Genomic DNA, 24,978 nt, shown 5'->3' with positions numbered 1-24,978 from the left:
CGTCTTCGCGCGAAGATACGCGAGTTGCTGGACGTAGTGCGAGCGAGTATCAGCAGCAATGCCGACAACGTAGCCACGGTCGCAGTGCCACCAACCTTCATAACAGTATGCCCTTGGTGAGTCACCCAACTAGCGTCGTGGAATACGACCTCGACGATAAGCGAAATCAGTTTCATGAGAGCGTGAGGCTATTGGCAGGCAGAACGAGTGATGGTCATGTAGATTTGGGTGGAAGGTTGCACGAGTTCGAAGCAGCCGGACCCGATACAGAACAGTGTACCGGTGCATTCGATAGTCGTATGTTGGGCGACGAAGATTGCACGAAAACACCTCCCCGTGCCGTTGAACAACTTGCTAGTAAGACGGTTATTGCCGCTTCGTCGTTTCAGGCGTAACGAATACGTCCGACAGCAGCGCACGCCTGGACCTCGCTCATCAAGCCGCAGTGCAATGTTCCATGAGAACGAGACTGCCAGGCGCGATTACCGATAGTGGAGCACTTCCATGCTTAACCGACTTGCACTCCAGATCGTTGGTATTGCGGCGTTGATGCTTGCGGGTTGTACTGAGCCGCATCGGCAGGTGGAAGCTGGTGCAGACCAGTCTGTACTTATTGCCCGCTTGGGTCCGCCCAAGGAAACGTACGATCTACCGAACGGTGGCAAGCGGCTGATGTGGCCGACCCAGCCCATGGGAACGACGACAACGGCAGCCGACATCGACGCTTCCGGCAAAGTGGTTGATGTTCGGCAGGTACTTCAAGACAAGGAGTTCTATCGCGCGGAGGTGGGAAAGTGGACCCGGGACGACGTGCTGGTCAACTTTGGCCGCCCTTTCGAAACCTCCTACTTCAAGCGGGTGAACAGAGAAGTGTGGTCCTACCGGTACATGGAGAACAACATTGAGCATCTGATATACAACTTTTACTTCGACGATCAAGGAGTCCTGCGACAGACGCAGAGATCACCCGATCCGCAATTCGATCCCAGCCAGCGCAATCGGTTCTAACGACAGCAAGCAGGCGATCAATTGTTCGCGAGGCCGCGAAAGGCAAACCCATTATCTTTGTCGGATTGATCCGTTACGGGTTGCATGTAGCGCTCACTCAGCGCAGGGTCTACAGTCCGTATATATGTCATCGCGCAGTTCACGCGGAAGAGCCTGGCTCCATTGCCCACTGGCGGCCAGTGATGGCCGTACCGCAGGGATCATGGCGTAATTGGGTGGTCACCGACTACCAGCATCTGTGAACGCACGCGATACCGGTTCTGCCTGTATATCGACACTCGGTCGACTTCTGGAGATCAATATGAACGGCCGCCGCGGCCCCGTTTTTGCATCCGTTTTCTACGTGGCACTTTCATTCCTGTCGGCGCCTGTGGCATTCGCCCAAACCGGCGCCGCGGCGACTAAGCAGATGCAGGACACCCAGCGCAAGGCCCAGCAAAAGGCTCGCGAGGCCAAAAAAGCCGCCCCCTAGGACGCGGACACCCAGACTGAAAAGAAGGCCAAACCGGCGTCCGAAGCTGAGTAAGCGTTGCATACGCCCACGCGATGCTCCGTCCGAGCGGGCGTCGCATCGAAGAAACGGTTCGGGAAAGCTTTCGCGTTATACGCTGTTCGTCTGCGGGTATGGACGAGGTCAATGGATGGGAAAAACCGCAGCGCTCGATCGTACTCCGATGCAAATGCGTCGCCCGTTCGGCAGGTTACGCTGTTTTTGTGCGGCCAATTAAGGACTCCGGTCAGAGTTGTGACTTGAGGCCGGTGAGTGATTGCAGTTCGCATGGCATGTTCCAAGGAAACAGCGCGGTGTGGTCATCGACGGCCTGTACAAGTGGGATAAGTCGGAACAGCCAGGTGAGTTACCGGTACGAATCGACGCCGCTGAGGCACCCGGACCCGCTGCCCCTGCAGTGGGGCAAACACGCATCGGCGAACCACCTGCTTCGCAAGTCATGGCCGACTTTGTCAATAGATGGGCCGCTTTAGGTAGTCGGTTCGCGTCCCATTGGGACTAAGATCGGCTCAACGGTTAGCGCGCCGGCCCATTAACTCTGCCCAACCCGTGTCCCCTCTTCGATCGCTTTTCTCGTGATTGCGCCGTTGAATCTTGAAGGTGACAAACATCCAGGTACCGCGCGCGGCGGCAGAATTTCACTTTGCCGCATTCCAGGGCCCGCGTGAAATTGACGCTGTGAGGCGACGACACTTCGGAAGCGTACAGGGTCAGTCCATTCAATAACAACCAGTTGAGCAACAGATGAACGAAATCGGCGGTTACGACATTGAAGACCTGGAAACAGGCATGAGCGCCACCTTTGCGAAGACCATAACGGAGACGGATATCCTGTTCTTCGCGGCCGCATCGGGCGACAACAACGCCGTACACATTAACGAGGAATTCGCGCGGACCACGCCGTTCAAAGGGCGCATTGCGCATGGGATGCTGACCGCAAGTGTGATTTCCGCGACCCTCGCCGGACACCTTCCGGGCCCCGGTACGGTGTACCTCGGGCAGAACCTGCGTTTCAAGGCACCAGTCCGGCCCGGCGATACGGTGCATGCAACGGTCGCTGTGAAAGAACTGCAGCCGGAAAAGGGCCGTGTCGTGATGTCGACCGTCTGTACGGTTGGCGGAAAGGTGGTGATCGACGGCGAAGCAACCGTCCTGGCCACGTCCCGTGCGCGGCGCCTGGTTGAAAGCGCGGCCAGTGCCGAACCGTCTGCAATCATGAGTCAATCAAGCGAAGCGGTGTGATCATGTCATTAAACGTACCCACTGAATATGTACAGGGATTCCTCAAGTCCGGGCAGCGGTTCTGGCGCGCAATGACCGGTCTGGAGGCGAATGGCGCTCCGCAATACGACACGCACACCAGAGCGAAGCCCCCGGAAGCACTAGCCGTTTCCGCAGCGCTTCTCGAGGCTCACTCGGCGTACTGGCCGCAGCTGGCGTCGGTATGGACCCGCACGCTAGCCAGCACGATGGGCGCGGAAACCGAGCCCGTGATTGCGCCGCCGCGCAGTGACCGCCGCTTTCTCGCCGAAGACTGGCGCAAGAATGCCTGGTACAGCCTGCTCAAGCAGAACTACCTGCTCAACGCGCGGTTGCTTGAAGACGTCGTCGATGCGGTTGTCCTAAGTGAAAAGGACAAACGGAAGCTCGAATTCTTCACGCGGCAGTTCATCGACTTGCTGAGCCCAGCCAATTTCGCCGCAACCAATCCCGAGGCGCTCAGGCTTGCGTTCGAATCCAGCGGTGACAGCTTGCGTGACGGCTTCACGAACCTGCTTGGTGATCTGCAGCGCGGCAACATTTCGATCACGGATGAGACCGCTTACGAGGTCGGGCACAACGTGGCAGCGTCCCAAGGCGCGGTCGTGTTCGAAAACGATCTATTCCAGTTGATCCAGTATGCCCCGCTCACCGACAGGGTAGCCAAACGCCCACTGGTGATCGTGCCGCCCTGCATCAACAGGTATTACATTCTCGATCTGCAGCCTGACAATTCCTTTGTGCGCTTTGGCTGCGAACAGGGGATGACCGTGTTCATGGTGTCGTGGCGCAACCCGGATGCCGCGATGGCGCAGACGACATGGGACGACTACGTCGAACAGGGTGCATTGACGGCAATCAACGTAGCGCTGGCGATCACCCGTGCCGATCAGGTCAACGCGGTCGGCTGGTGCGTGGGAGGCACGATTCTGTCGTCTGCCGCGGCGATTTCCCGGGCACGGGGCGACGACAATATGGCTAGCATCACGTTGCTCACCACGATGCTGGATTTCGAAGAACCTGGCGAGCTGGGCGTCTTCATTGACGAAGCAGGCGTCGTTCAGCGCGAGAGTGCAATCGGTCGAGGCGGCATCTACTCAGGCAAGGAACTTGGGTTCACGTTCCAGACGTTGCGAGCAAACGATCTGATCTGGCCATATGTGATCGACAACTACCTGAAGGGCAAGTCGCCGCCGCCGTTCGACCTGCTGTACTGGAACGCCGATAGCACGAATCTGCCGGGGCCCATGTACACCTGGTATTTGCGCAACATGTACCTGGAGAACAACCTGTGCAAACCAGGGCGGTTGACGGTATGCGGCATGCCAGTCGACCTGGGACGCATCGACACCCCGACCTACGTACTGGCAACCGAGGAAGATCATATCGTGCCGTGGCGGTCGGCTTATCGATCCACACAACTGGTTGGCGGCCCGACCCAATTCGTTCTCGGCGCGAGCGGCCACATAGCCGGGGTCGTCAATCCTGCGTCGAAGAACAAGCGAAGCTTCAGGGCCAGTGGCGATTTGAGCAGCGATCCGGATGCGTGGCTGGCGTCAGCCGAAACACGGCCGGGTAGTTGGTGGACCCACTGGATCGAGTGGCTGAAGCCGTACGCTGGAGATTCGGTCAAGGCGCGCACGAAGCCGGGAAGCGCCCATCATAAGCCGATCGAACCGGCGCCCGGGCGCTATGTGAAAGCTCGCACGGCATAGGGCTTGCTCCGGGCAGCACGGCCCCGGCATGCCGATTCCCTGCCACTCCTCGCGTGTTCGCATTTTTTGCTCCACGGAATCGAACGCATTCCGTGGACTTTCGCGATGCTTCGAAACCTTTCCCCGGGCACAGGGCGATATTGCTCTCGCTACTTGCGGCCTACTTGCGGCCTGACACTGGCGCCACCCCCGATCGATTCTATTCAATCATTCACCTTCCTATTTATCATGCACCGCAAATCAACCGTATCTACTCTCGCGCCGGACGAAGTGAAGGCAACCTCAAGTGCGACGGATCTCCACCCCGTTGCAAAAACAGAACACGAAAGCAACGCACTGCAAGCGGAAACGCCGGCCACACGCATGCCAAAAGCAACGTGGGCCTGGGCTGAAAGCTCCAGACACTTCGACTGGATGGACTGGCATACTCCCTCGGCCCATTCGACCATCACTGACTTTGACCTGTAGATATAGGTGGGGCTGTTACCTGGTCTGAACGGTGCCGTACAATGACTGACGTGGTGAACCGACATTAACGAGTCCCGTCAACGCCCATGCATTCACCCAGCGCCACCGTCCCGATCTCACTTGTCAACGGTTTCCTTGCGGCCGCGGGTGCACGGCCGGGTCTGGTCGGCAAATACCTGGACGAAGCCAGCATCTCGCCGGCGCTGCTGATCGAACCGGGCGCGCGAGTCACCGAGGAACAGTTTTCGACTTTATACCGTGCCCTCGCCATTGAATTCGACGATGAAATGCCGGGCATCTTCGCCCGTCCAATGCGCAGCGGCACCCTGAAGTTTCTTTGCCTGAGCCTGCTCGATGCGCCCAACCTGGAAATTGCCATGCATCGGTTCGGGCAGTTCTTTCACATTGTCCTCGATGACTTCAGGTTCGAATCGCGCAGAGACGGCCTGATAGCGTGCGTTGCCCTTCACCCTGATCCATCGTCGACCGTCAGCATGCTCGGGCAGCAGCTCATGTTAAAGCTCGCACACGGCGTGGCGTCATGGCTGATCGGTCAGAAAATCCCCCTGCTGCAAGTCGAGTTCGCGTTTTCCTGTCCGCCGCACACGGTGGATCATCTGTACCTGTTCCCCGGACCTGTCCATTTCGACTGCCAGCAAACGCTGATGCGCTTCAGCGCCGCGTATTTCGACATGCCCATCCGCCAGCGCAAGACGAATTTGCGCAAATTTCTCGCACGGGCTCCGGAAGACTGGATTTTTGTTTCCTTCAGCGAGCAGCTCACGAGCCACCGCATCCGGCAATACCTCGCAGCCAGTTTGCCGGATGTGCCGACCGTCGAAGACGCCGCGCGGAGTTTTCACTGGTCGGTGCGCACCTTGTGCCGGCGCCTCGCCGCAGAGGAAACCGCATTCCAGACGCTGAAGGACGAGTTGCGGCGTGATATTGCGATCCAGCGACTCACCGGCACCAATGACCCGATCGCCGCGATCGCGGGCGATGTCGGCTTTGACGATCCCACCGCATTTCATCGGGCCTTTCGCCACTGGACTGGCAGCACGCCTGGCGAGTACCGCCGGCAACCCTGAGCGCGACCCTGCCCGTCTGCCGGAACCGTTGAACCGCAACCGGACTTGCTCGCCCCGCATGATGGGGTAAACGCCCATCGGCGCTCTGCCCGTTTCGCAAGTCGTGGCCAACTTTGTCAATAGATGGGCCGATTTAGGTAGTCGATTCGCGCCCAATCGGGACTACGATCGGCTCACTGTTACCGCGCCGGGCCGCTTCGTCTGCCCTGCCCGCGTCCCCTCTTAGATTGCATTTCTGGAAATCCATCATGAGCTATACGGCGCCCGTCAAGGACATGCTGTTTGTCATCAATGAACTTGCCCATCTCGATCGCGTATCGACGCTCCCGGGCTTCGAAGACGCCACTGCCGACACCGCGCAGGCGGTGCTCGACGAAGCGGCGAAGTTCAGCGCGGACGTGATCGCGCCGTTGAATATCGAAGGCGACAAGAATCCGAGTACCTGGCGCGACGGCGAGGTTCACACCACGCCGGGCTTCAAGGAAGCGTTCCGCCAGTTTGCCGAAGGAGGCTGGCAAGGTGTCGTGCATCCCGTCGAATATGGCGGCCAAGGCTTGCCTAAACTGCTCGCGGCACCGTGCATCGAGATGCTGAATGCCGCCAACCTGTCGCTTGCGCTGTGCCCGCTGCTGACCGACGGCGCGATCGAGGCGCTCTTGACAGCCGGCACTGAGGCGCAGAAGCAAGCCTACGTGCCGAAGCTGATCTCTGGCGAATGGACCGGAACGATGAATCTGACCGAACCCCAAGCCGGCTCGGATCTGGCATTGGTACGCACGCGCGCCGAGCTTCAAGGCGACGGGACGTATCGAGTGTTTGGCACAAAGATCTTCATCACGTGGGGCGACCATGACATGGCGAAAAACATCGTCCATCTCGTGCTGGCTCGTACGCCCAATGCGCCTGAGGGCGTCAAGGGAATCTCGCTCTTTGCCGTACCCAAGTTTCTCGTCAACGAAGACGGCTCGTTGGGCGATCGCAATGACGTGCATTGCGTGTCGATCGAACACAAGCTCGGCATCAAGGCAAGCCCGACCGCGGTTTTACAGTTCGGCGATCATGGCGGCGCAATCGGGCAACTGATCGGCGAGGAGAATCGCGGCCTCGAATACATGTTCATCATGATGAATGCGGCTCGCTTTGGCGTAGGCGTGCAAGGCATCGCCGTTGCGGAAGGCGCGTATCAGAAGGCCGTAGCCTACGCGAAGGATCGCGTGCAAAGCCGGCCGGTTGATGGCTCCGCCAAGCAGTCTGTGGCGATCATTCAGCACCCGGACGTGCGCCGCATGCTGTTGACGATGCGCGCGCTAACCGAGGGCGCCCGTGCGCTCGCCTATGTTGCAGCCACGCATAGCGACATCGCGCATCGCCACGCGGACGAAGCCGTGCAGGCAGAGCATCAGGCCATCTATGAATATCTCGTGCCGGTCGTGAAGGGCTGGAGCACGGAAATCTCAATCGAAGTGGCGAGCCTCGGCGTGCAGGTCCACGGCGGCATGGGCTTCATTGAAGAGACTGGTGCTGCACAGTACTATCGCGACGCCCGCATCCTGACGATCTACGAAGGCACCACGGCGATTCAGGCGAACGATCTGATCGGACGCAAAACCTTGCGTGACGGCGGCGCGGTGGCGAAAGCAATCCTCGCCCAGATTGATCGGACGCTGGGCGAACTGCAAGACTGCGCGGCGTTCTCGTCCAACCCTGCATTCCGGTCGCTGCACAAGCGGCTCACGACCGGCCGCCAAGCTCTCGCGAGCGTAGTGGAATTCATGCTAGCCAACGCCAAAAGCGATCCGAACGCAGTGTTTGCTGGCGGCGTGCCCTATCTGAAGCTGGCTGGCATCGTCCTCGCAGGCTGGCAATTTGCACGCGCCCTGTTGGTGGCTGCTGAGAAGCACGCTGAGGATAAGTCGTTCTACGACTCGAAGATCGCAACCGCTCACTTCTTTGCCGATCACATCCTGTCGCAAGCCGTCGCGCTTGAGGCATCCATCGTCAGCGCGAAGAACAACGAAGGCATGTTGGCGCTGAGTGAAGACCAGTTCTAAAGAAAAGGCATCGCATCGTGATAGACGCAAGTCTCATTGAGCAGTACGGTCCGCGCGAGTCAATGGAATACGACGTCGTGATCGTCGGCGGCGGCCCGGCCGGCCTGTCCGCGGCGATCCGCCTGAAGCAGCTGGCGGCGGAAAAAGGCGTCGAGCTTGGCGTGTGCGTACTGGAAAAAGGCTCGGAGATCGGGGCGCATATCCTGTCGGGCGCGGTGATGGATCCGCGCGCTTTGAACGAGCTGGTCCCTGACTGGAAGGAAAAAGGCGCGCCGCTGACGGTGGACGTGACCGAGGACAAATTCCTGTTCCTGACGGAAACCGGTTCGAAGAGCGTGCCGACCTGGGCGCTGCCGGACAATTTCAAGAATCACGGCAACTATGTGATCAGTCTCGCGAACGTCACGCGCTGGCTGGGTCAGCAGGCTGAAGCGCTGGGTGTCGAGATTTTCCCGGGCTTTCCGGCGGCTGAAATCCTCTACAACGACGACGGTTCGGTTAAAGGCGTCGCGACCGGCAATCTCGGTATCGGCAAGGACGGCGAGCCGACCGAGAACTTCCAGCTCGGCATGGAACTGCACGCGAAGTACACGCTGTTCTGCGAAGGCGCGCGTGGGCACCTCGGCCGCCAGCTGAACGACAAATTCAAGCTGCGCGAAGGCGCCGATCCGCAAGTCTACGGGATCGGCATCAAGGAACTGTGGGAAATCGATCCGGCGAAGCACAAGCCGGGTCTGGTGATGCACACCGCCGGCTGGCCGCTGGAAAACGACACCTACGGCGGCTCGTTCCTCTATCACATGGATAACAACCAGGTGGTGGTGGGTTTCGTGGTGGGCCTCGGCTACACGAACCCGTACCTGTCGCCGTTCGAGGAATTCCAGCGCTACAAGACGCATCCGGCGATTCGTGCGGTGCTCGAAGGTGGCAAGCGTGTGTCATATGGCGCGCGGGCGATTACCGCCGGCGGCCTGATGTCGCTGCCGAAACTGGTGTTCCCCGGTGGCGCGCTGGTCGGCGACGATGCGGGCTTCCTGAACGCATCGCGGATCAAGGGTTCGCATGCGGCGATCAAGACCGGCATGCTGGCCGCTGAAGCGGCGTTCGACGCCGTGCAGGCTGGCCGTCAGAACGATGAACTGACGGCGTATCCGGAGAGCTTCAAGACCTCGTGGCTGCACACCGAACTGCATCGCGCGCGCAACTTCAAGCAGTGGATGAGCAAGGGCCTGTACCTCGGCACGCTGATGGTCGGCATCGAGCAGAAGCTGCTGGGCGGCAATGTGCCGTGGACGCTGCATCACCAGCATTCGGATCACGAAATGCTGAAGCCCGCATCGCAGTGCAAGCCGATCACGTATCCGAAGCCGGATGGCAAGCTCACGTTCGACCGGTTGTCCTCGGTGTTCATCTCGAACACGAATCACGAGGAAAACCAGCCCGCTCACCTGACGCTGAAAGATCCATCAGTGCCAGTTAACGTGAACTGGCAGACCTATGCCGGTCCGGAATCGCGTTATTGCCCGGCAGCGGTGTACGAGTTCGTCAAGAACGACGACGGCAGCGAGCGCCTCGTGATCAACGCGCAGAACTGCGTGCACTGCAAAACATGCGATATCAAGGACCCGACGCAGAACATCGTGTGGGTCACGCCTGAAGGTGGCGGCGGTCCGAACTATCCGAACATGTGATTCGATACCCGGGGCGTCGAAAACGATGCCTGCGTGCGCCATCTAAATCAAGGAGTGCAACGTGCAAAGAGAGGTCGTTATTGTGAGCGGTGTGCGCACCGCCATTGGAAAGTTCGGCGGAAGCCTGAAAGACGTGCCGCCGACCGAGCTTGCAGCGCTTGTAGTGCGAGAGGTACTGGCACGGGCGAATGTTGCCGGCGATCAGGTAGGACATGTAGTCTTTGGCAATGTTATCGCAACTGAACCCAAAGACATGTACATGGCACGCGTGGCCGCCATTAACGGAGGTGTCTCCGAAGCGGCGCCGGCACTGACCGTGAACCGCCTGTGCGGCTCCGGATTGCAGGCCATTATCTCTGCCGCGCAAGCAATTCTGCTGGGTGACGCCAACGTTGCCATCGGTGGCGGCGCGGAAAACATGAGCCGTGCGCCCTACATGACGCCCGACACACGCTTTGGCGTGCGGATGGGCGATGCGCGTCTGATCGACATGATGCTCGGCGCGCTTAATGATCCGTTCCATGCTGTTCCGATGGGGATCACGGCAGAGAATGTTGCGCAGAAATATGGCATCACGCGCGAACAGCAGGACGCATTGGCCGTGGAATCGCACCGCCGTGCAGCGCGCGCGATCGCCGAAGGGCGCTTCAAGGAGCAGATTGTTCCGGTAACGCGCCGGGTCAAGGGGAAGGAAGTGTCGTTCGACACGGACGAGCACGTGCGTCCGGACGTCTCCCTTAATGACCTTTCCGGTATGCGACCCGCTTTCCAGAAGACCGATGGCACCGTGACGGCGGGTAACGCATCCGGTATCAATGACGCTGCCGCCGCCGTCCTGATGATGGAGCGAGGAGCTGCCGAACAACGCGGGCTCAAGCCGCTGGCCCGCCTGGTGTCCTACGCTCATGCCGGCGTGGACCCGCTCTATATGGGCATCGGTCCCGTGCCAGCCACGCGCATCGCGCTCCAACGCGCGGGTCTGGAGATTCGCGATATCGACGTGATCGAAGCAAACGAAGCATTCGCCGCACAAGCCTGCGCCGTCGCACAGGAACTCCAGTTCGACGCCGACAAAGTGAACCCCAACGGGTCCGGCATTTCACTGGGTCATCCGATCGGCGCAACCGGCGCATTGATCACCGTCAAGGCCCTCCACGAACTGAAGCGTGTTCACGGGCGCTTCGCGCTGGTGACCATGTGCATTGGCGGCGGTCAGGGTATCGCGGCTATCTTCGAAAACCTCCAGGCGTCGCCATGAACTATTTGACTATCGGAGATCGAACATGACCATTGAAACGATCGGCGTCGTCGGCGCCGGAACGATGGGCAGTGGTATCGCGCAGATCGCCGCAACGGCCGGACTCAAGGTCGTTCTGATCGACGTCACCGAGACTGCCCTCACGCGAGGCATGGCGGCATTGCGGTCGAGTCTGGAGCGGCTTGTAGCGAAGAATACGATCGCCACGGAGGTGGCCAGCGCGACGCTGGCGCGCATCGATACTTCAACCGACTATCAGCGCCTCGCCGAGGTGGATCTGGTCATCGAGGCCGCAACCGAACAGGTCGAGCTGAAACGCGCGATCCTGAAGCAGATCGAAGCGGTCGCAAAACAACACGCGATTATCGCCACGAACACCTCGTCGATCTCCATAACATCGTTGGCATCGAATCTTGCCGATCCTTCCCGCTGCGTCGGCATGCACTTCTTCAACCCGGTGCCCCTGATGCCGCTCGTCGAGATCATCCGTGGTGTGCAGACCAGCACGGAAACTGTCGACGCAATTCACGAATTGTCCCGCCGGCTCGACAAATCGCCAATCGGGGTCAAGAACTCGCCAGGATTCGTCGTCAACCGGATTCTGGTGCCGATGATCAACGAGGCATTTTTCGTTCTGGCGGAGGGAGTCGCAACGGCGGAAGAAATTGACGAGGGGATGCGTCTTGGCGCCAATCACCCCATCGGACCGCTTGCATTGGCGGATCTGGTGGGCCTCGATGTTTGCCTCGCCGTGTTAGAGGTACTCGCGAAGGACCTTGGCGATCAGAAGTATCGCGCCTGCCCTTTGCTTCGCGAACTGGTGGCCGCTGGGCGTCTCGGGCGCAAGACCCGGCACGGAGTCTACCGCTACGACTGATCTACGGTAAGTGCCAACGTCGGCTGCCGCATTCGAGAGCATGAAACTCCCCGTCACGATGGAACTCACGCTCAGGATCAGCCTACCGTGAGCCCTGGGGTACATGTTCGCCCGCACGAAATGCCCCTGAAAGACCTACACTGATAGACGGCACCGCCAGATTGCGAGGCTGGCCATCACCCCGGACAAGATTCGTTAGACGCCAGGAATGCATCCACCGCCGCAGCCGTCACGGGGGAATGTCCATGAAGACTCTGATAATACTGGCGTGCGTGATGCTGTCGGCGAACGCGTTTGCAGAATGCGCGAAGAACGCCCGTGGCGAAACGGTCTGTGGCACACCGCCATGAGCAAATCCGTACATGAGCACCTGCGGCGCAGAACGAAGTGCAGCGGCGGTTCAAGGCGCGCCGTGGACAAGATGGTCTCGCTCCGGCCAAGGCAGTAATGGACAGGCCGGGCGCGACGCGCGCATCGCAAACAAGTACCTGATCGCACAAGGTGACTGCCATGCCATTCCGATCGAATACTCGCATTTCCGCTGCCCGCCGCTGTATTTGCATTGTTGCGGCTTTGGGCTTGTCCGCCGCATGGATTCCCGAGTGCGGTGCGGACGACGCCGTCCCGTCGGCGGCTGCGCAAGCCGTCCCAAGCGGCGCATCCGTCGACAGTGAGAGCGGCACCGTCAGCCTGATCGACCAGCGAAACGCAATCATCGTCGTGACCGTGCCGGGCCACGAGGACCTGAGTTTCAACGCTAAAAACCACCGGGACGCGCTCAGCGCCGTCAAAATCGGCGACAAGGTCACGGCGAGCTATCTGGAACCCTATGTCACTGAGCTGTCGCTCGCGAAGGGCGTGCCGCTCACGCGCCTGAACCGCACGGTCAAGCTGACCCAGTATTCTCCGGGTGCCGGACAAGAGGAGTTTCAGGCGCTCAGAGTCTTCCAGGGCGTGGCCGAAGTCACCGGCGTCGATCACAAGCTCAACCTGCTGACGATCGAGGACAAGGAAGGTACGGCGCATTCGGTCCGGGTCAGCCGCCCCGAGCTCGTCAAAGTGATGCAGTCTCTCGCGCGCCATAGTCACGTGAGGATCATGTATGAATCCGAGACCACGGTGGTTGTCGCGCGCTAGGGTGACATCGCAGTGACACCGACGCAGCCAGAATCCCTTGTGCCGACGAGTGGTTCCGATCAAAAAACCCGGGCGATCTTCTGGAGAGATTCGCCCTTTCGCCAACGTTCCCACATCAGCGCTTTCTGCTTCTCGCTGTAATAAATCCGGCGTCGCTGTTTCATCTGCAACACTCCCACTGCTTGCGCAGTCTTTTGTGTGTTGCATCCACCGGTTGAATCCGCCGCCGTCGAAGATCGGCTGTTCGCCTTCGCCTGGAGCCGGTACAGAGCGCACAAATCAAAGCGTTGAAAAAATAGCTCCAGATACTATTCTTCATACTGCATCGTAATTCCACGCGTTCGAACCAGAGCATGCCGCACTTGTGGCGTGACGCCCCCTTACGGTCATTCACGACGGGACTTGCGAGATGATCAAGCGGCTGTCGCTTATTTCTGCTTCCGTCGCACTGGGCTGCATAGCTACGGTCGCCCCGGTACTGACCAGCGTCTATATCGCCAACGAGGATGCAGAACGTCGAGAACAAGAAGATCTGCAGCAGTTCGCCGCGAAAGCTGTGATGCGCACGGAGCTTGTCACCTACCAGGCATTCGCCGCTATCGCGGACATGGAGGCGGCCCCCGGCAGTCTCTGCTCTCCCACTCAGATCGCACGGTATGCCCGTGTGTCTTTTAACTACCGATACGTGCAGGACGGCGGGGCGTACGGTGGCGGACGCTATCTGTGCTCACCGCTTCTAGGCGACGTTCGGACACAACAGCTGACGCTGCCTGCGCCCGATTGGCAGACGAAAGATGGCTATCTGGTCTGGTTCAGACATAACAACCCCCTCAGCGCCGAGCGTCAGGATATCCAGATCGGCCGCAACGGACACTATGTCTCGATCGACCCGCAGTCCTACGTCGATCTAATCGACCCCGCCCGACGACCGATCGCGGTGGTCAATGTCGAGACAAACACAGTCCTTGCGTTGTCCCCTGGCGCGAACGGCGACGACATGCTCAACGCATGGAAGTTGGCTGGGCGCGTGAGCAATGAACAATGGCACTACGCTGTCGCCCGTTCGACGAGCCGGCCCCTCGGGGTGATAGTCAAGTCTCCGCGTAGCAGCCTCGTGGGTCAATGGCCTGGTTTGCTCGTGATGTGGCTTTCGATTGGTGTCGTTGTCGGAGGTTTGCTTGGCTGGATCGCGTTCAGGCGAATCTCGCGGCAGCTCTCGTTCCCGGCGACGCTCGAATGGGCCATAGCACGCAAGAAGCTCGATGTGGTTTTCCAGCCGATCGTCCGCCTCGCGAGCGGCGAATGCGTTGGCGTAGAAGCGCTTGTCAGGTGGAACCTGAACGGACGCTACGTCTCACCGGAAATCTTTGTCGCGGTCGCGGAGCAAAACGGCCTTATTCAGCAGTTGACGGATCTCGTACTGGATAAGACGCTTGACGAGCTGTCGAAGCTCTTGCGCTCGCGTCCTTCGTTCTACGTCTCAATCAACGTGAGCAGCGAGGATTTGCGGACGCGCCGTTTCCTGAACGTTCTTACGGCCAGGTTGCAGGAGACGGGTATTCGACCTGCTCAGGTCAGAATCGAAGCAACGGAGCGAAGCTTCATGGATGCCGACGCAACGCGGCAAACAATAGCGGCATTCAGGAATGCTGGCCACCCTGTCTATATCGATGATTTTGGAACCGGGTATTCCAGCCTGTCGTATCTGCAAACCTTTACGATCGATGTCCTGAAAATCGACAAGTCATTTATCGACACCATTGCACAAGACGCAGCATCCAGCGTGGTCGCGCCTCATATCATCGAGATGGCGCACGAACTAAGGGTGGAAATCGTAGCGGAAGGCGTCGAGCGCGATGTCCAGGTCGAATATCTGGTGCAGAGAGGCGTCCAGTACGGACAGGGCTGGCTGTTCGCGAAGGCCATGCGTGTCAACGAACTTGTCCTCTGGCTTAACGAAAGCAATACGACGCTTCAGCCAATCCATCAACAAGCCTGATGCGCAATGCGACGCCACGGTGCCCAATTCACAGACGAACCGCAACTGATCGACGACACCACTTTCCAGGCGAAGCCGAGAACCGATCGTCTCTTATCCGTGCCTGGCTCAACGGACACGTTCAAGGGGAACTAGTCAGCCGTCTCCTTGCGCAGGCGGCCGCCCCTCTGCGTTTGCAGTCAGCTATTTTCCCTTCGAGACACTGCTGTTAGACGGCAGTCTGCCCTCGTCCCGATAGAGGTTCGATTGGCAAGCGCCTTCGCACGCGGCCCGGCTAGTGGATTGATGACCGTGCCTCCGCACAGAACAGGCAGAAGTTAACGCTGCCAGAGAGGACCGTCGCGCCGGACGGCAATCTCGAACCCGGCTGCAATGTATAGCTCCTTTGCATCGCGGCTTTATGGCTGAGCAAGGTTCAATTTCATCGCAGGCAGATCTCATGTGGTCCCGAGCTTAGTTTTCTTGTTGCCTATAGGCCTCTTATGCACTATGCAATGATATGTAGAGCAATCAATTTCTCAAGAAAATCCCGCGGCGGCGTGGGCAACTCACCTGTCAATAAAGTTATCGCAACTTCATCGTTTCAGGCGTAGCGAATACGTCTGATAGCAACTCAAGCCTGCACTCGTACATCGAGCGGCGAAGCAATGCCCGATGAGAACGGCGACTGCCAGGCCGATCACTCATAGCGGAGCACTTCCATGCTTAATCGACTTGCATTCCTGACGGTGTGTACCGCAGCGCTGGTGCTCGCGGCTTGCACCGCGCCGCATCAGCAGGTGGAAGCTGGGGCGGATCAGTCGGTCCTCGTTGCCCGCCTGGGTAAGCCAAAGGAAACGTACGATTTGCCGAATGGCGGCAAGCGCCTGATGTGGCCGACTCAGCCCATGGGCACAACGACGACCGCGGCCGACGTCGATGCGTCCGGCAAAGTGATAAGTATTCGACAAGTACTTCAAGACAACGAGTTCCATCGCGCGGAGGTAGGAAAATGGACCCGAGACGACGTGCTCGTCAATTTTGGCCGCCCCTTCGAAACTTCGTATTTCAAGCGAATGGACAGAGAAGTATGGTCATACCGGTACCTGGAAAACAACATCGAACATCTCATCTACCACTTTTACTTCGATAATCAGGGCGTTTTACGACAGACGCAGAGATCGCCAGATCCGAGATTCGATCCAAGCCAACGCAACCGGTTCTAGCGGCAGCAAGCGCGCAATGTGCTCGTCTCGCTGCGCTCGCCGCCCGCATTGATCGTCACGCGATCACCGCGCCGGCGAGGCCTGCGTTTAGCTGTCCTGTCGCCCGCACGACGAAATTATTGACACTATCAGCGACGACGAGTGCACCGTCACGATCCAGCCAGCTGTGCAATCCGGATCGAATCTAGAATCGAAAGGTCGCGCTCAAGACTGGGCCCTTGAAACGCAGACTTTGAACAAGTTGATCACCCGAACCGTAGAACGCGAGATAGCGATATGACAGGGTGACGTCGCCCCACTTCATTGCATACGCAATACCGGACGCTGCCTGCCAGGTGAAGTCCGATGTACCGGTGCCTACATCGAGATAGAACGGAACGTACCAGCGGCCATCGCCGGTGAGTGACACTCGACCGCGAACGCCGATAAACCCGTCATAGATATCCGCGCTTTGCGACGCGTGGAATTCCGGGGTGAAACCTGGTCCGGCACCTCCAGCAGTGGTGTTGCGAGACACGTCGAGCGAGCTGCGCACGCCAAGATAGCGGATTCCCACAATCGCATCGAGTGTGACGCGCGACAGCTGTACGACGGTGTGGCCGCCACCCAACTGAATCAATACGCCCTCGAAGCTGGTTTCGCCGCTGCTTTCCAGTTGACGCTCGAGAGCACCGCTGCCCTTTGTCTGTACTGTTGCGGAGTGATTGCCGAAGTTCAGGTAAATTGCGTCGGCGAAGATGCTCCAGTCGCCCTTGCGCGCTTCGCCCTGCAGCATCGCAAAAAAACGGATGTTCTGGAAATAGTTATACGGGCCAGTCGATGCATCGGCCTCGCCGTTGTCCGGCAACGAAAAACGCATCGAACCGTCGACGCTGGGCAACCAGACATAGGGCGTCAGAGCGAATTGCCACCGAGTGCTGGTATCTACAATGGGAGGCGTGTCCGCCCATGCTGGCAAACTTATGAGCACGACACTCGAAAGCGCGATTCGAAGAATACGGCGACGCATAACGAGCCCCTACGCAACGATTGACCTGGAAGCGCACTTCCATGCCCTCGATGATTGGGTGGACATGAAGTACCCGGAAAACGGTGCAACTTAATGGAAGGGCCGTACGGTCATTGCGTTCGGCACTCGGTCGGGTCGACGTGCTACATCGGTCCTTGAGGAGGTAACGCCGGCAGGCGGACGGCAACACGGGCGACCAGTGCTCTACTGGGGGTGGCACCGCTGAAGCCCTGGAACGTCAGATCAAGCTCGTCAACGGAGACATCTACTATCCTCACGGCGTTGTCCTTGCCGATGCCTATATGCATTGATTCAGTTTAGGCGATCAAAATGTGTTCACACACTGTCGCCCGAATCCGCTGTCCCTCACGCCGTGATACGTCTCGTTGAGCCCCACCGCTCACCATAGGTTGCGCCAGGTCCACCGCCCACGAAATTCCGCGTGTGCATCGGAACCCACGCGCTCGGGTTCACCGACGAACGCGCGCCCCTTTAGACAACTCCGCGGTTCGTGACAACGGTGTGTTCACCGCACAACTGATATGGGCGGCTCCAACGTGACTGGATTCATATCCGACATGGCCGTCGCCTTCCTGGGTCGTATCGACGTTACGAGTCTGCGAAATGCCCGAAGCGTCGGTGTCGTGCATTGAAAGGTTGAGTGCAAACACAAGGTCGATTGGAAACCGGTACGATCGCTGTAGTTCGATTCTCAACGCCATGCGCTTCCGACCTGGATATAGAACGCGTTCTGGTCCTTGCTGTGGGCGACGTCGATGCCAATGGACACACCCAGCTTACGAGCGATCAGATAACGGAAGCCCGCTCCCACACTTTGCACGTTCTGTGCCGCAGAAAAGCTCTGAAGCCGTCCGTATGCTTTGCCTACACCCGTAAAGCCGAGTAGTGACCACCGGGGCGTCACGTCCCAGCGCAATTCCGCTTCAGACGTGATCGCATTGCGATCCTGGTATCGTCCCTTCTGTACACCCCGCAGATCCACGTATGGTTGCGCGTAGAAAGGAATATCGCCGGTTGAAAATTTTGTGTCCAGACGAAGGCCCAGAATCAGTGCATGCGAGAGTGGCATCCAGATGAAGCCACGTGCGGCGTATACGTTGTAATTCTCGGTGCCACCGAAACCTGTGCGCGCGAACTGCGTCTCGAATTCCGCAAAACTACCTGCCGCAGGATAGAAAATATTGTCGCGAGAATCATAGTCAAGTATCAGGCTCCCGGCGCCGATTCGCTGGTCCTTCTGCAAGTTGCCAAGTTCACCCGGAATGCTGCCGCCCGCGAAGGTGGATGAAGAGTCAAAAAAGACGTAACGCACACCGCCATACCAGCGGCTGTCCGCGATGCGCGCAAGAAACTGCTGGAACAACGCGGTACCCTGCAGGGTATAGGCCCTCGGCTGGCTGGACAGTCCAAAGTAGTCCAGGTGAGCATCGATTTTTGCCAATGCCCCGAGGTAACGGTACCGGTCCTCGTCCCACGTGTGAAAGTGGCCGACAGCCGCCGCCCACGTGCCGTTCTCGGTATAGAGGCCACCCAATGCAGTGACGTTCGGTGGGACGCGGTGTGCTCGATTGTCCGATGGGTCCGGATCAGCGTCGGCTACCGGGCCGGAAAAGAACAGCAAACCCAGTCCAAGGCCATAACCGACGGCCGGTTCGGTGATCACGATGGGAACTGGCAGCGCGCCTTTGTGTTTGAGAAGGAAGTCGCTCATGTCCAGTTGCCCATCTTTTGGATCAATGAAACTTAGCGGCTCTTCGCCAGCGTACACGTCGCAACACACCGCCATTGTTGTTGCAAAGATGGCGGCAGCCCGTCTCACGAACAATGACGCCGGATAACGACCCATCGTAGGTGGCCTCACGCGCCCGAGCCAATGTCACACAATGGCAGCGATCAGCCCTTTGCCCCAGAAGATGATGTGTGCAGCCATTTCTCAACCTGTGCAAAGTTACCGAAGTGCCTGCACACCTCCGCATGCGGCAGCATGAGACGCCCGTGAGCACGGATCAGGACCATACAAGGCCGGGCTGTTTCGCCATGAGCGTCGAATCGGAGCCGTTTCCACCCTCACCCTGACTCTCCACAATTCAGAGCGTGATGAACCCCTTGTACAGGCCAAATGCAGCAATTGCCGCACCGATCATTACTGCCGCGAAGATGCCCTTCTCGATGTGTGTAAAGACCGGCTGCCCGATCTCGCGTTTCGCCTTGGCAAACAGGAGCACGCCCGGCGCGTACAGAAGGGCCGACAGCAACACATATTTGAGCCCGCCGGCGTAGAGAAGCCATATTGCGTAGATCACCGCGATAGCGGCTATGACCATGTCCTTGCGACGCTCCCGGCTTGCGGCCTCGTATGACTCCCCGCGCACCGAGATCAGCAGCGCGTAGGCGGCGGACCAGAAATACGGAAGCAGAATCATCGACGTCGCCAGATAGATCAGCGAGAGATACGTGCCCTTCGAGAACATCGTAATCACGAGAAATAGCTGAATCATCCCGTTCGTGAGCCAAAGCGCGTTTGCGGGCACCTTCTTCGCGTTTTCCTTACGCAGGAAACCTGGCATCGTGTGGTCGCGCGCCGCCGAAAAGATAATTTCCGCGCACAACAGGACCCACGACAGCAGCGCCCCTGCCAGCGAGATGACCAGCCCGACGCTAATGAGAATGGCACCCCAGTGACCCACGACGCGTTCAAGCACCCCGGCCATCGACGGATTCTGCAGGCCGGCCAACTCCGGTTGCGTCATGACACCGAGCGACAGGATGTTCACCAGCATGAGCAGAAGGAGCACACCGATGAAGCCGATCACGGTCGCCTTGCCCACATCCGTGCGATGCTCGGCCCGCGCCGAGAAAATGCTCGCGCCCTCGATACCGATGAACACCCATACCGTCACCAGCATCATGTTGCGTACCTGGTTGGCGACACTGCCAAGCTTGGGGCTACGCAGGCCCCAGATATCTGCTGAGAAAGTTTCATACTTGAAGGCGAACGCGCAGAGCACGATGAATAAGAACAGTGGCACCATCTTCGCCACGGTTGTCACCATATTGATAAATGTGGCTTCCTTGATGCCCCGCAAAACGAGGAAATGCACGCTCCAAAGCAGCACCGACGAGCAGACGATGGCAATGGGCGTGTTACCTTGGCCGAATACCGGAAAGAAATAGCCTGCCGTGCTGAAGAGCAAAACGAAGTATCCGACGTTGCCAAGCCAGGCGCTGATCCAGTAACCCCACGCGGAACCGAAACCCATGTAGTCGCCGAAGCCCGCTTTCGCGTACGCATAGACGCCACCGTCGAGTTCAGGTTTGCGGTTGGCGAGCGTCTGGAATACGAAAGCTAGCATGAGCATGCCGACAGCGGTAATGGCCCAGCCTATCAGGACCGCACCAGCGTCGGCGCTGACAGCCATGTTCTGCGGCAGGGAGAAGATGCCTCCCCCCACCATCGAACCAACGACCAGCGCAGTTAGCGCACCGAGCCTGACCTTGCTCGACGATGCGGACGCCGATGTCGGCGTCGATCCGGACGCGGGCGAAGACGTTGGAATAGACATGGCACATCTCCTTCAGGCAAGAACACCAGTTGCAATATGCCACGTGGGGTCACCTTCTCCGACTGCCTCGGAGGGTGTCAGCAGACGCCCACGAAATCCGCTTTGCCTAACCAGTGTGGCCTTGATCGGGCGATCGATAGCAGCGCATGCGGTTCATACACGACCTTCGCTGGTGCTCGAAGCCCCCCGCTCTCAGTACCGGATACCCTGGACCGCGGTGCTCACGCGTGTACCGGCCTGACGTCCTGTGATAGCGACGATGTCCGACAGCGCGCCGATCGCGGCGTCCCTTCCCGTGTTACGCGCAAAGCCGATCGCGGCTCCCACTTTCGGTCCCATCGAGCCGGCGGCGAAGCCCAGTTTTTCCAGTTCATCCGGATGTGCTTCGCGCACTGCCTTGCGGGTGGGCTTCTCCCAGTCCACGTAGACCGCGTCAACATCGGTGGCGATGATTAGCATGTCTGCTTCGAGCTCCTCGGCAAGCAGCGCCGAACACAGGTCCTTGTCGATGACGGCTTCCACGCCGGTGAGCTTGTGATTGTCGTCGTACATCGTGGGGATACCGCCGCCGCCCGCGCAGATGACGATGGTGCCGTGTTCGAGCAGCCACTTGACGGGGCGAATTTCGAAGATGTGCTTCGGGCGCGGGCTGGCCACCACGCGGCGGAAACGGTCGCCATCCGGCGCGATGGCCCAGCCTTTTTCCTTCGCGAGGCGCTCTGCTTCCTCTTTGCTATAGACAGGGCCAATCGGCTTGGTCGGGTGCTGGAAGGCCGGATCGTGAGGGTCGACTTCGACCTGCGTCAGAATCGTCGCAAACGGCACCTCGTAGGCAAGCAGGTTACCCAGTTCCTGTTCGATCAGATAGCCGATCATGCCCTCCGTCTGGGCTCCGAGCACGTCGAGCGGATACGACGCGACATCCTTGTACGCCGCGCCTTGAAGTGCCAGTAGACCCACCTGCGGGCCGTTGCCGTGTGCAATGACCAGTTCATGGTCGGTAGCAATCTGCGCGATCTGCTGTGCCGCGATCCGTACGTTCTCGCGCTGGTTCTCCGCCGTCAATGGTTCGCCGCGGCGTAACAACGCGTTGCCGCCTAATGCAATCACAATGCGCATGATCCACCTCGTTCGATGTATTCCCGTCGGCATGTCGCGCAGGGATTTCCGGCGCCCGCGCCAACGCTCCTGACGGCGTCGCGCGACAACTCCCCAGTCAAATCTCGGCGAGCGTCGACACGAGGATTGCCTTGATGGTATGCATGCGGTTTTCCGCCTGTTCGAATGCAATGTTCAACGGAGACTCGAATACCTCCTCGGTGACCTCGACGCCATTGGCAAGCGCCGGATACTGCTCCGCGATCTTTTTGCCGACCGCGGTTTCGCTGTTGTGAAACGCGGGCAGACAATGCATGAACCTTGCCTGTGCGTTCCCCGTCGCCTTCATGAGATCCATGTTCACCTGATACGGGAGCAGTAATCCGATTCGTTCACCCCAAGCCTCTACCGGCTCGCCCATCGACACCCAGACATCGGTGTGCACAAAATCCACACCCTTGACGGCGACCGCCGCGTCTTCCGTCACCGTCATTCGGGCACCGCTTTCTTCGGCGAACTTCCCGCAGGCGGCTATATGGTCTTCATGTGGCCACAATGCTTTGGGTGCCGCGATCCGTACGTCCATGCCGAGCTTGGCGCCAATCAGCAGGAGTGAATTGCCCATGTTGTTACGGGCGTCACCGAGATACGCGTAGCTGATGGCGGTCAACGGCTTGTCGCTATGTTCTCGCATGGTCAACACGTCGGCGAGCATCTGCGTCGGATGGTACTCATCGGTCAAGCCGTTGAACACGGGCACGTTCGCATAGCGCGCCAGTTCCTCGACAATCTCCTGGCTGTACCCCCGGTATTCGATCGCGTCGTACATGCGTCCGAGCACGCGTGCGGTATCCTTCATGCTCTCCTTGTGCCCGATCTGCGAAGAGTTCGGATCGATGTACGTGACATTTGCGCCCTGGTCGTAGGCCGCGACTTCGAACGCGCAGCGGGTGCGAGTCGAGGTCTTTTCGAAGATGAGTGCGATATTGACGCCCTTCAGATGTTGCTGTTCCGTGCCTGTGTATTTCGCACGCTTCAGGTCACGCGACAGGTCGAGCAGATAGCGGAGCTCGCGGGGCGTGTGATGCATCAGACTCAGAAGATTCCGGTTGTGCAGATTGAATGCCATGATGGCCCTCGAATGTAGAAACGAAGTTGCGCTGCGTTAGCCGGGCGAACCATCGCCAGTTCGTCAGTCGACCGGATCCCGGATGATTGGGCAGGTCATGCAATGGCCGCCTCCGCGGCCGCGCCCCAACTCGCTGGCCGTGATTGTGATGACTTCCACACCGGCCTTCCGCAGCAAGGTGTTGGTATACGTGTTGCGGTCATAGCCGATCACCACGCCGGGCTCGATACAAACAACGTTGTTGCCGTCGTCCCACTGCTCGCGCTCCGCGGCGAACCGGTTTCCCCCGGTCTGCACGACCCGCAGCTTCGGCAGCCCCAGTGCTTCGGCTACCACGTCCATGAACGGTTTTTCCTCGTGCCTGATACTTAACTTCGATGGACTGGCATCGTCCGGCCGCACGGTAAAGGCAACGATTTCCTTCACTACGTCCGGAAAGATGGTGACCAGGTCGCGATCGCAGAACGTAAACACGGTATCGAGGTGCATCGCTGCCCGCGATTTTGGCAGGCCCGCCACGATGATCCGTTCAACTGCGCCTTTGGCGAACAGCGACTGGGCAAGTTCGCCGATTGCCTGCCGACTCGTGCGCTCGCCCATGCCAATGAGCAGCACACCTTTTCCGACCGGCATCACGTCGCCGCCTTCGAGTGTGGAGGATCCGTGATCGACGTCGGGGTCGCCGTACCATGTCTCGAACTTCGCGCTTGCGAAGTCTGGATGGAACTTGTAGATCGCGGCGGCTAGCAGCGTCTCCTGACGCCGGGCTGGCCAGTACATGGGATTCAGCGAAACGCCGCCGTACATCCAGCACGTCGTGTCGCGCGTGAACATGCTGTTGGGCAGGGGCGGCATCACGAAACTGGAGTAACCCAGGTAGTCGCGGAACATCTTCAGCGTATTGCTCTGTTCGGAATCGGGAATGTCTTCTGCGACCACCCCGCCAATCAGGAACTCTGCGAGCCGGCGCGGTTCAAGTCCGTCGAGCCAGCTCACCACCTCGCCGGCGAGGCCCACGCCGGTCGTGTTCGGGCGGATCTTACGCTCGAGGATCCACGTTCGCGCTTCGGGGTTTTTGACTGTCTCGGTAAGCAGATTGTGCATCTCGACGACTTCAACGCCGCGTTCGCGCATCTTCGTCACAAAATCGAAGTGATCGCGCTTGGCCTGACTGACCCAGATCACGTCGTCAAAAAGCAGTTCGTCGCAGTTGCCAGGCGTCAAGCGCTGGTGCGCGAGTCCGGGCGAGCACACCATCACCTTGCGCAACTTGCCAGCCTCGGAGTGAACCCCGAGCTTGAATGTCTCCGTGCTCATCGTGCTTCTCCTGAATTGCGAGGGTGAGAAAGCCCTTGCAGGTTTCGGGCGCGGCAAGCAGCCCTCCGTTCTGCAAACCGGACGGCAGTTCTTTTTCCGTACGTAAATGCCATTTCCGGACTCACGCTTGTCGTTTTGGCGAGCTGGCCCAGTGGGCGTCGAGGTCGCAGCGGATGCAACTCAGAGTCGAGCCGCCAGACATGCCTGCCCCGGTTGCACAGAAACGGCCACGATCAGCAGATCGACAAAGACGTGCGAGGCGCCATGGTGCAAACTAAAAATAGCTTTGCTGGCGCATTGCCACAATAGGACTTTGGTTTTACTGGCTGGTCGAAATCGACGGTGCAAAGTCAACGGTTGCAGACTTGACGGTCTCGACCGTCATCGACGGCTGGGCCAGACATCATGTCGGGCGTGCCCGACCAAATCCTCGACGTATGGAGCCAGTCGGTTTAGCAGGTTTGTGACGATTTCATGGTCGCTCCTGAGCAATGCGAAACTGGAATTGCGCGACCAACCAGGTTAATGACGCTCTATCTTAGGAGTGTGGAAACGATGACGCTTAGTGCTTTG

The 24,978-nt window shown here is 59.0% G+C and carries 18 protein-coding genes and 1 pseudogene; 12 read left to right on the top strand and 7 right to left on the bottom strand.

Annotated elements, in window-relative coordinates; all coding sequences use genetic code 11:
• Positions 1-504: 504 nt before the first annotated feature.
• The 10 genes from ACQKRQ_RS40495 (at position 505) to ACQKRQ_RS40450 (ending at position 13,064) form a co-directional block, all read left to right on the top strand.
• Positions 505-1,008 carry a hypothetical protein gene (locus ACQKRQ_RS40495; RefSeq protein WP_427483343.1) on the top strand — a complete coding sequence of 168 codons (504 nt, stop codon included), beginning with the start codon at positions 505-507 and terminating at the stop codon, positions 1,006-1,008.
• Between the two features lie 301 nt (positions 1,009-1,309).
• Positions 1,310-1,480, top strand: a complete 171-nt coding sequence (locus ACQKRQ_RS40490) for a hypothetical protein (RefSeq protein ID WP_427483342.1) — start codon at positions 1,310-1,312, stop codon at positions 1,478-1,480.
• A 783-nt stretch (positions 1,481-2,263) separates the two neighbouring features.
• Positions 2,264-2,761, top strand: coding sequence for a MaoC family dehydratase (locus ACQKRQ_RS40485; protein WP_408318111.1), 498 nt, complete (start codon positions 2,264-2,266; stop codon positions 2,759-2,761).
• 2 nt (positions 2,762-2,763) lie between these two features.
• On the top strand, positions 2,764-4,494 hold the full coding sequence (locus tag ACQKRQ_RS40480) for a PHA/PHB synthase family protein (RefSeq protein ID WP_427483340.1): 1,731 nt from the start codon (positions 2,764-2,766) through the stop codon (positions 4,492-4,494).
• 554 nt (positions 4,495-5,048) lie between these two features.
• Positions 5,049-6,050, top strand: coding sequence for an AraC family transcriptional regulator (locus ACQKRQ_RS40475; protein WP_132377036.1), 1,002 nt, complete (start codon positions 5,049-5,051; stop codon positions 6,048-6,050).
• Positions 6,051-6,298: 248 nt separating this feature from the next.
• Positions 6,299-8,101 carry an acyl-CoA dehydrogenase gene (locus tag ACQKRQ_RS40470; protein WP_427483338.1) on the top strand — a complete coding sequence of 601 codons (1,803 nt, stop codon included), beginning with the start codon at positions 6,299-6,301 and terminating at the stop codon, positions 8,099-8,101.
• Positions 8,102-8,118: 17 nt separating this feature from the next.
• Complete coding sequence (locus ACQKRQ_RS40465) at positions 8,119-9,792, top strand: electron transfer flavoprotein-ubiquinone oxidoreductase (protein WP_427483336.1); 1,674 nt, start codon at positions 8,119-8,121, stop codon at positions 9,790-9,792.
• Positions 9,793-9,853: 61 nt separating this feature from the next.
• A complete protein-coding gene (gene bktB, locus ACQKRQ_RS40460; protein ID WP_427483335.1) occupies positions 9,854-11,050 on the top strand; it encodes a beta-ketothiolase BktB in 1,197 nt (398 codons plus the stop codon).
• 25 nt (positions 11,051-11,075) lie between these two features.
• The gene (locus ACQKRQ_RS40455) at positions 11,076-11,927 is read left to right on the top strand and encodes a 3-hydroxybutyryl-CoA dehydrogenase (RefSeq protein WP_427483373.1); all 852 of its coding nucleotides are present in this window, start codon (positions 11,076-11,078) and stop codon (positions 11,925-11,927) included.
• A 579-nt stretch (positions 11,928-12,506) separates the two neighbouring features.
• The gene (locus ACQKRQ_RS40450) at positions 12,507-13,064 is read left to right on the top strand and encodes a hypothetical protein (RefSeq protein WP_427483333.1); all 558 of its coding nucleotides are present in this window, start codon (positions 12,507-12,509) and stop codon (positions 13,062-13,064) included.
• A gap of 7 nt (positions 13,065-13,071) precedes the next feature.
• On the opposite strand, the pseudogene ACQKRQ_RS40445 reads toward ACQKRQ_RS40450, so the two are convergent.
• Positions 13,072-13,228, bottom strand: a pseudogene (locus tag ACQKRQ_RS40445) (IS30 family transposase); the annotation flags it as partial.
• A gap of 245 nt (positions 13,229-13,473) precedes the next feature.
• On the opposite strand from ACQKRQ_RS40445, the gene ACQKRQ_RS40440 reads away from it, so the two are divergent.
• The gene (locus ACQKRQ_RS40440; protein ID WP_427483332.1) at positions 13,474-15,063 is read left to right on the top strand and encodes an EAL domain-containing protein; all 1,590 of its coding nucleotides are present in this window, start codon (positions 13,474-13,476) and stop codon (positions 15,061-15,063) included.
• A 701-nt stretch (positions 15,064-15,764) separates the two neighbouring features.
• Entirely contained in the window at positions 15,765-16,268 is a 504-nt protein-coding gene (locus ACQKRQ_RS40435; RefSeq protein ID WP_132377029.1) for a hypothetical protein, read from the top strand.
• 184 nt (positions 16,269-16,452) lie between these two features.
• Here the strand turns inward: ACQKRQ_RS40435 and ACQKRQ_RS40430 are convergent, their stop codons facing one another.
• The 6 genes from ACQKRQ_RS40430 to arcA form a co-directional block, all read right to left on the bottom strand.
• Positions 16,453-17,277 carry a hypothetical protein gene (locus ACQKRQ_RS40430; RefSeq protein WP_427483330.1) on the bottom strand — a complete coding sequence of 275 codons (825 nt, stop codon included), beginning with the start codon at positions 17,275-17,277 and terminating at the stop codon, positions 16,453-16,455.
• Between the two features lie 712 nt (positions 17,278-17,989).
• A complete protein-coding gene (locus tag ACQKRQ_RS40425; protein WP_427483329.1) occupies positions 17,990-19,144 on the bottom strand; it encodes a BamA/TamA family outer membrane protein in 1,155 nt (384 codons plus the stop codon).
• 241 nt (positions 19,145-19,385) lie between these two features.
• Positions 19,386-20,861 carry an arginine-ornithine antiporter gene (gene arcD, locus ACQKRQ_RS40420; RefSeq protein ID WP_427483327.1) on the bottom strand — a complete coding sequence of 492 codons (1,476 nt, stop codon included), beginning with the start codon at positions 20,859-20,861 and terminating at the stop codon, positions 19,386-19,388.
• Between the two features lie 192 nt (positions 20,862-21,053).
• Complete coding sequence (gene arcC / locus ACQKRQ_RS40415; RefSeq protein WP_132377025.1) at positions 21,054-21,980, bottom strand: carbamate kinase; 927 nt, start codon at positions 21,978-21,980, stop codon at positions 21,054-21,056.
• 97 nt (positions 21,981-22,077) lie between these two features.
• Positions 22,078-23,088, bottom strand: a complete 1,011-nt coding sequence (locus tag ACQKRQ_RS40410) for an ornithine carbamoyltransferase (RefSeq protein ID WP_342960750.1) — start codon at positions 23,086-23,088, stop codon at positions 22,078-22,080.
• 63 nt (positions 23,089-23,151) lie between these two features.
• On the bottom strand, positions 23,152-24,405 hold the full coding sequence (gene arcA / locus ACQKRQ_RS40405; RefSeq protein ID WP_427483325.1) for an arginine deiminase: 1,254 nt from the start codon (positions 24,403-24,405) through the stop codon (positions 23,152-23,154).
• Positions 24,406-24,978 lie beyond the last annotated feature (573 nt).

It is taken from the genome of Paraburkholderia sp. NPDC080076, assembly GCF_050281145.1.
Classification (GTDB): Bacteria; Pseudomonadota; Gammaproteobacteria; order Burkholderiales; family Burkholderiaceae; genus Paraburkholderia.
Note: the sequence above shows the minus strand (reverse complement) of the source record. Positions and strands in the feature narration are given on the sequence as shown.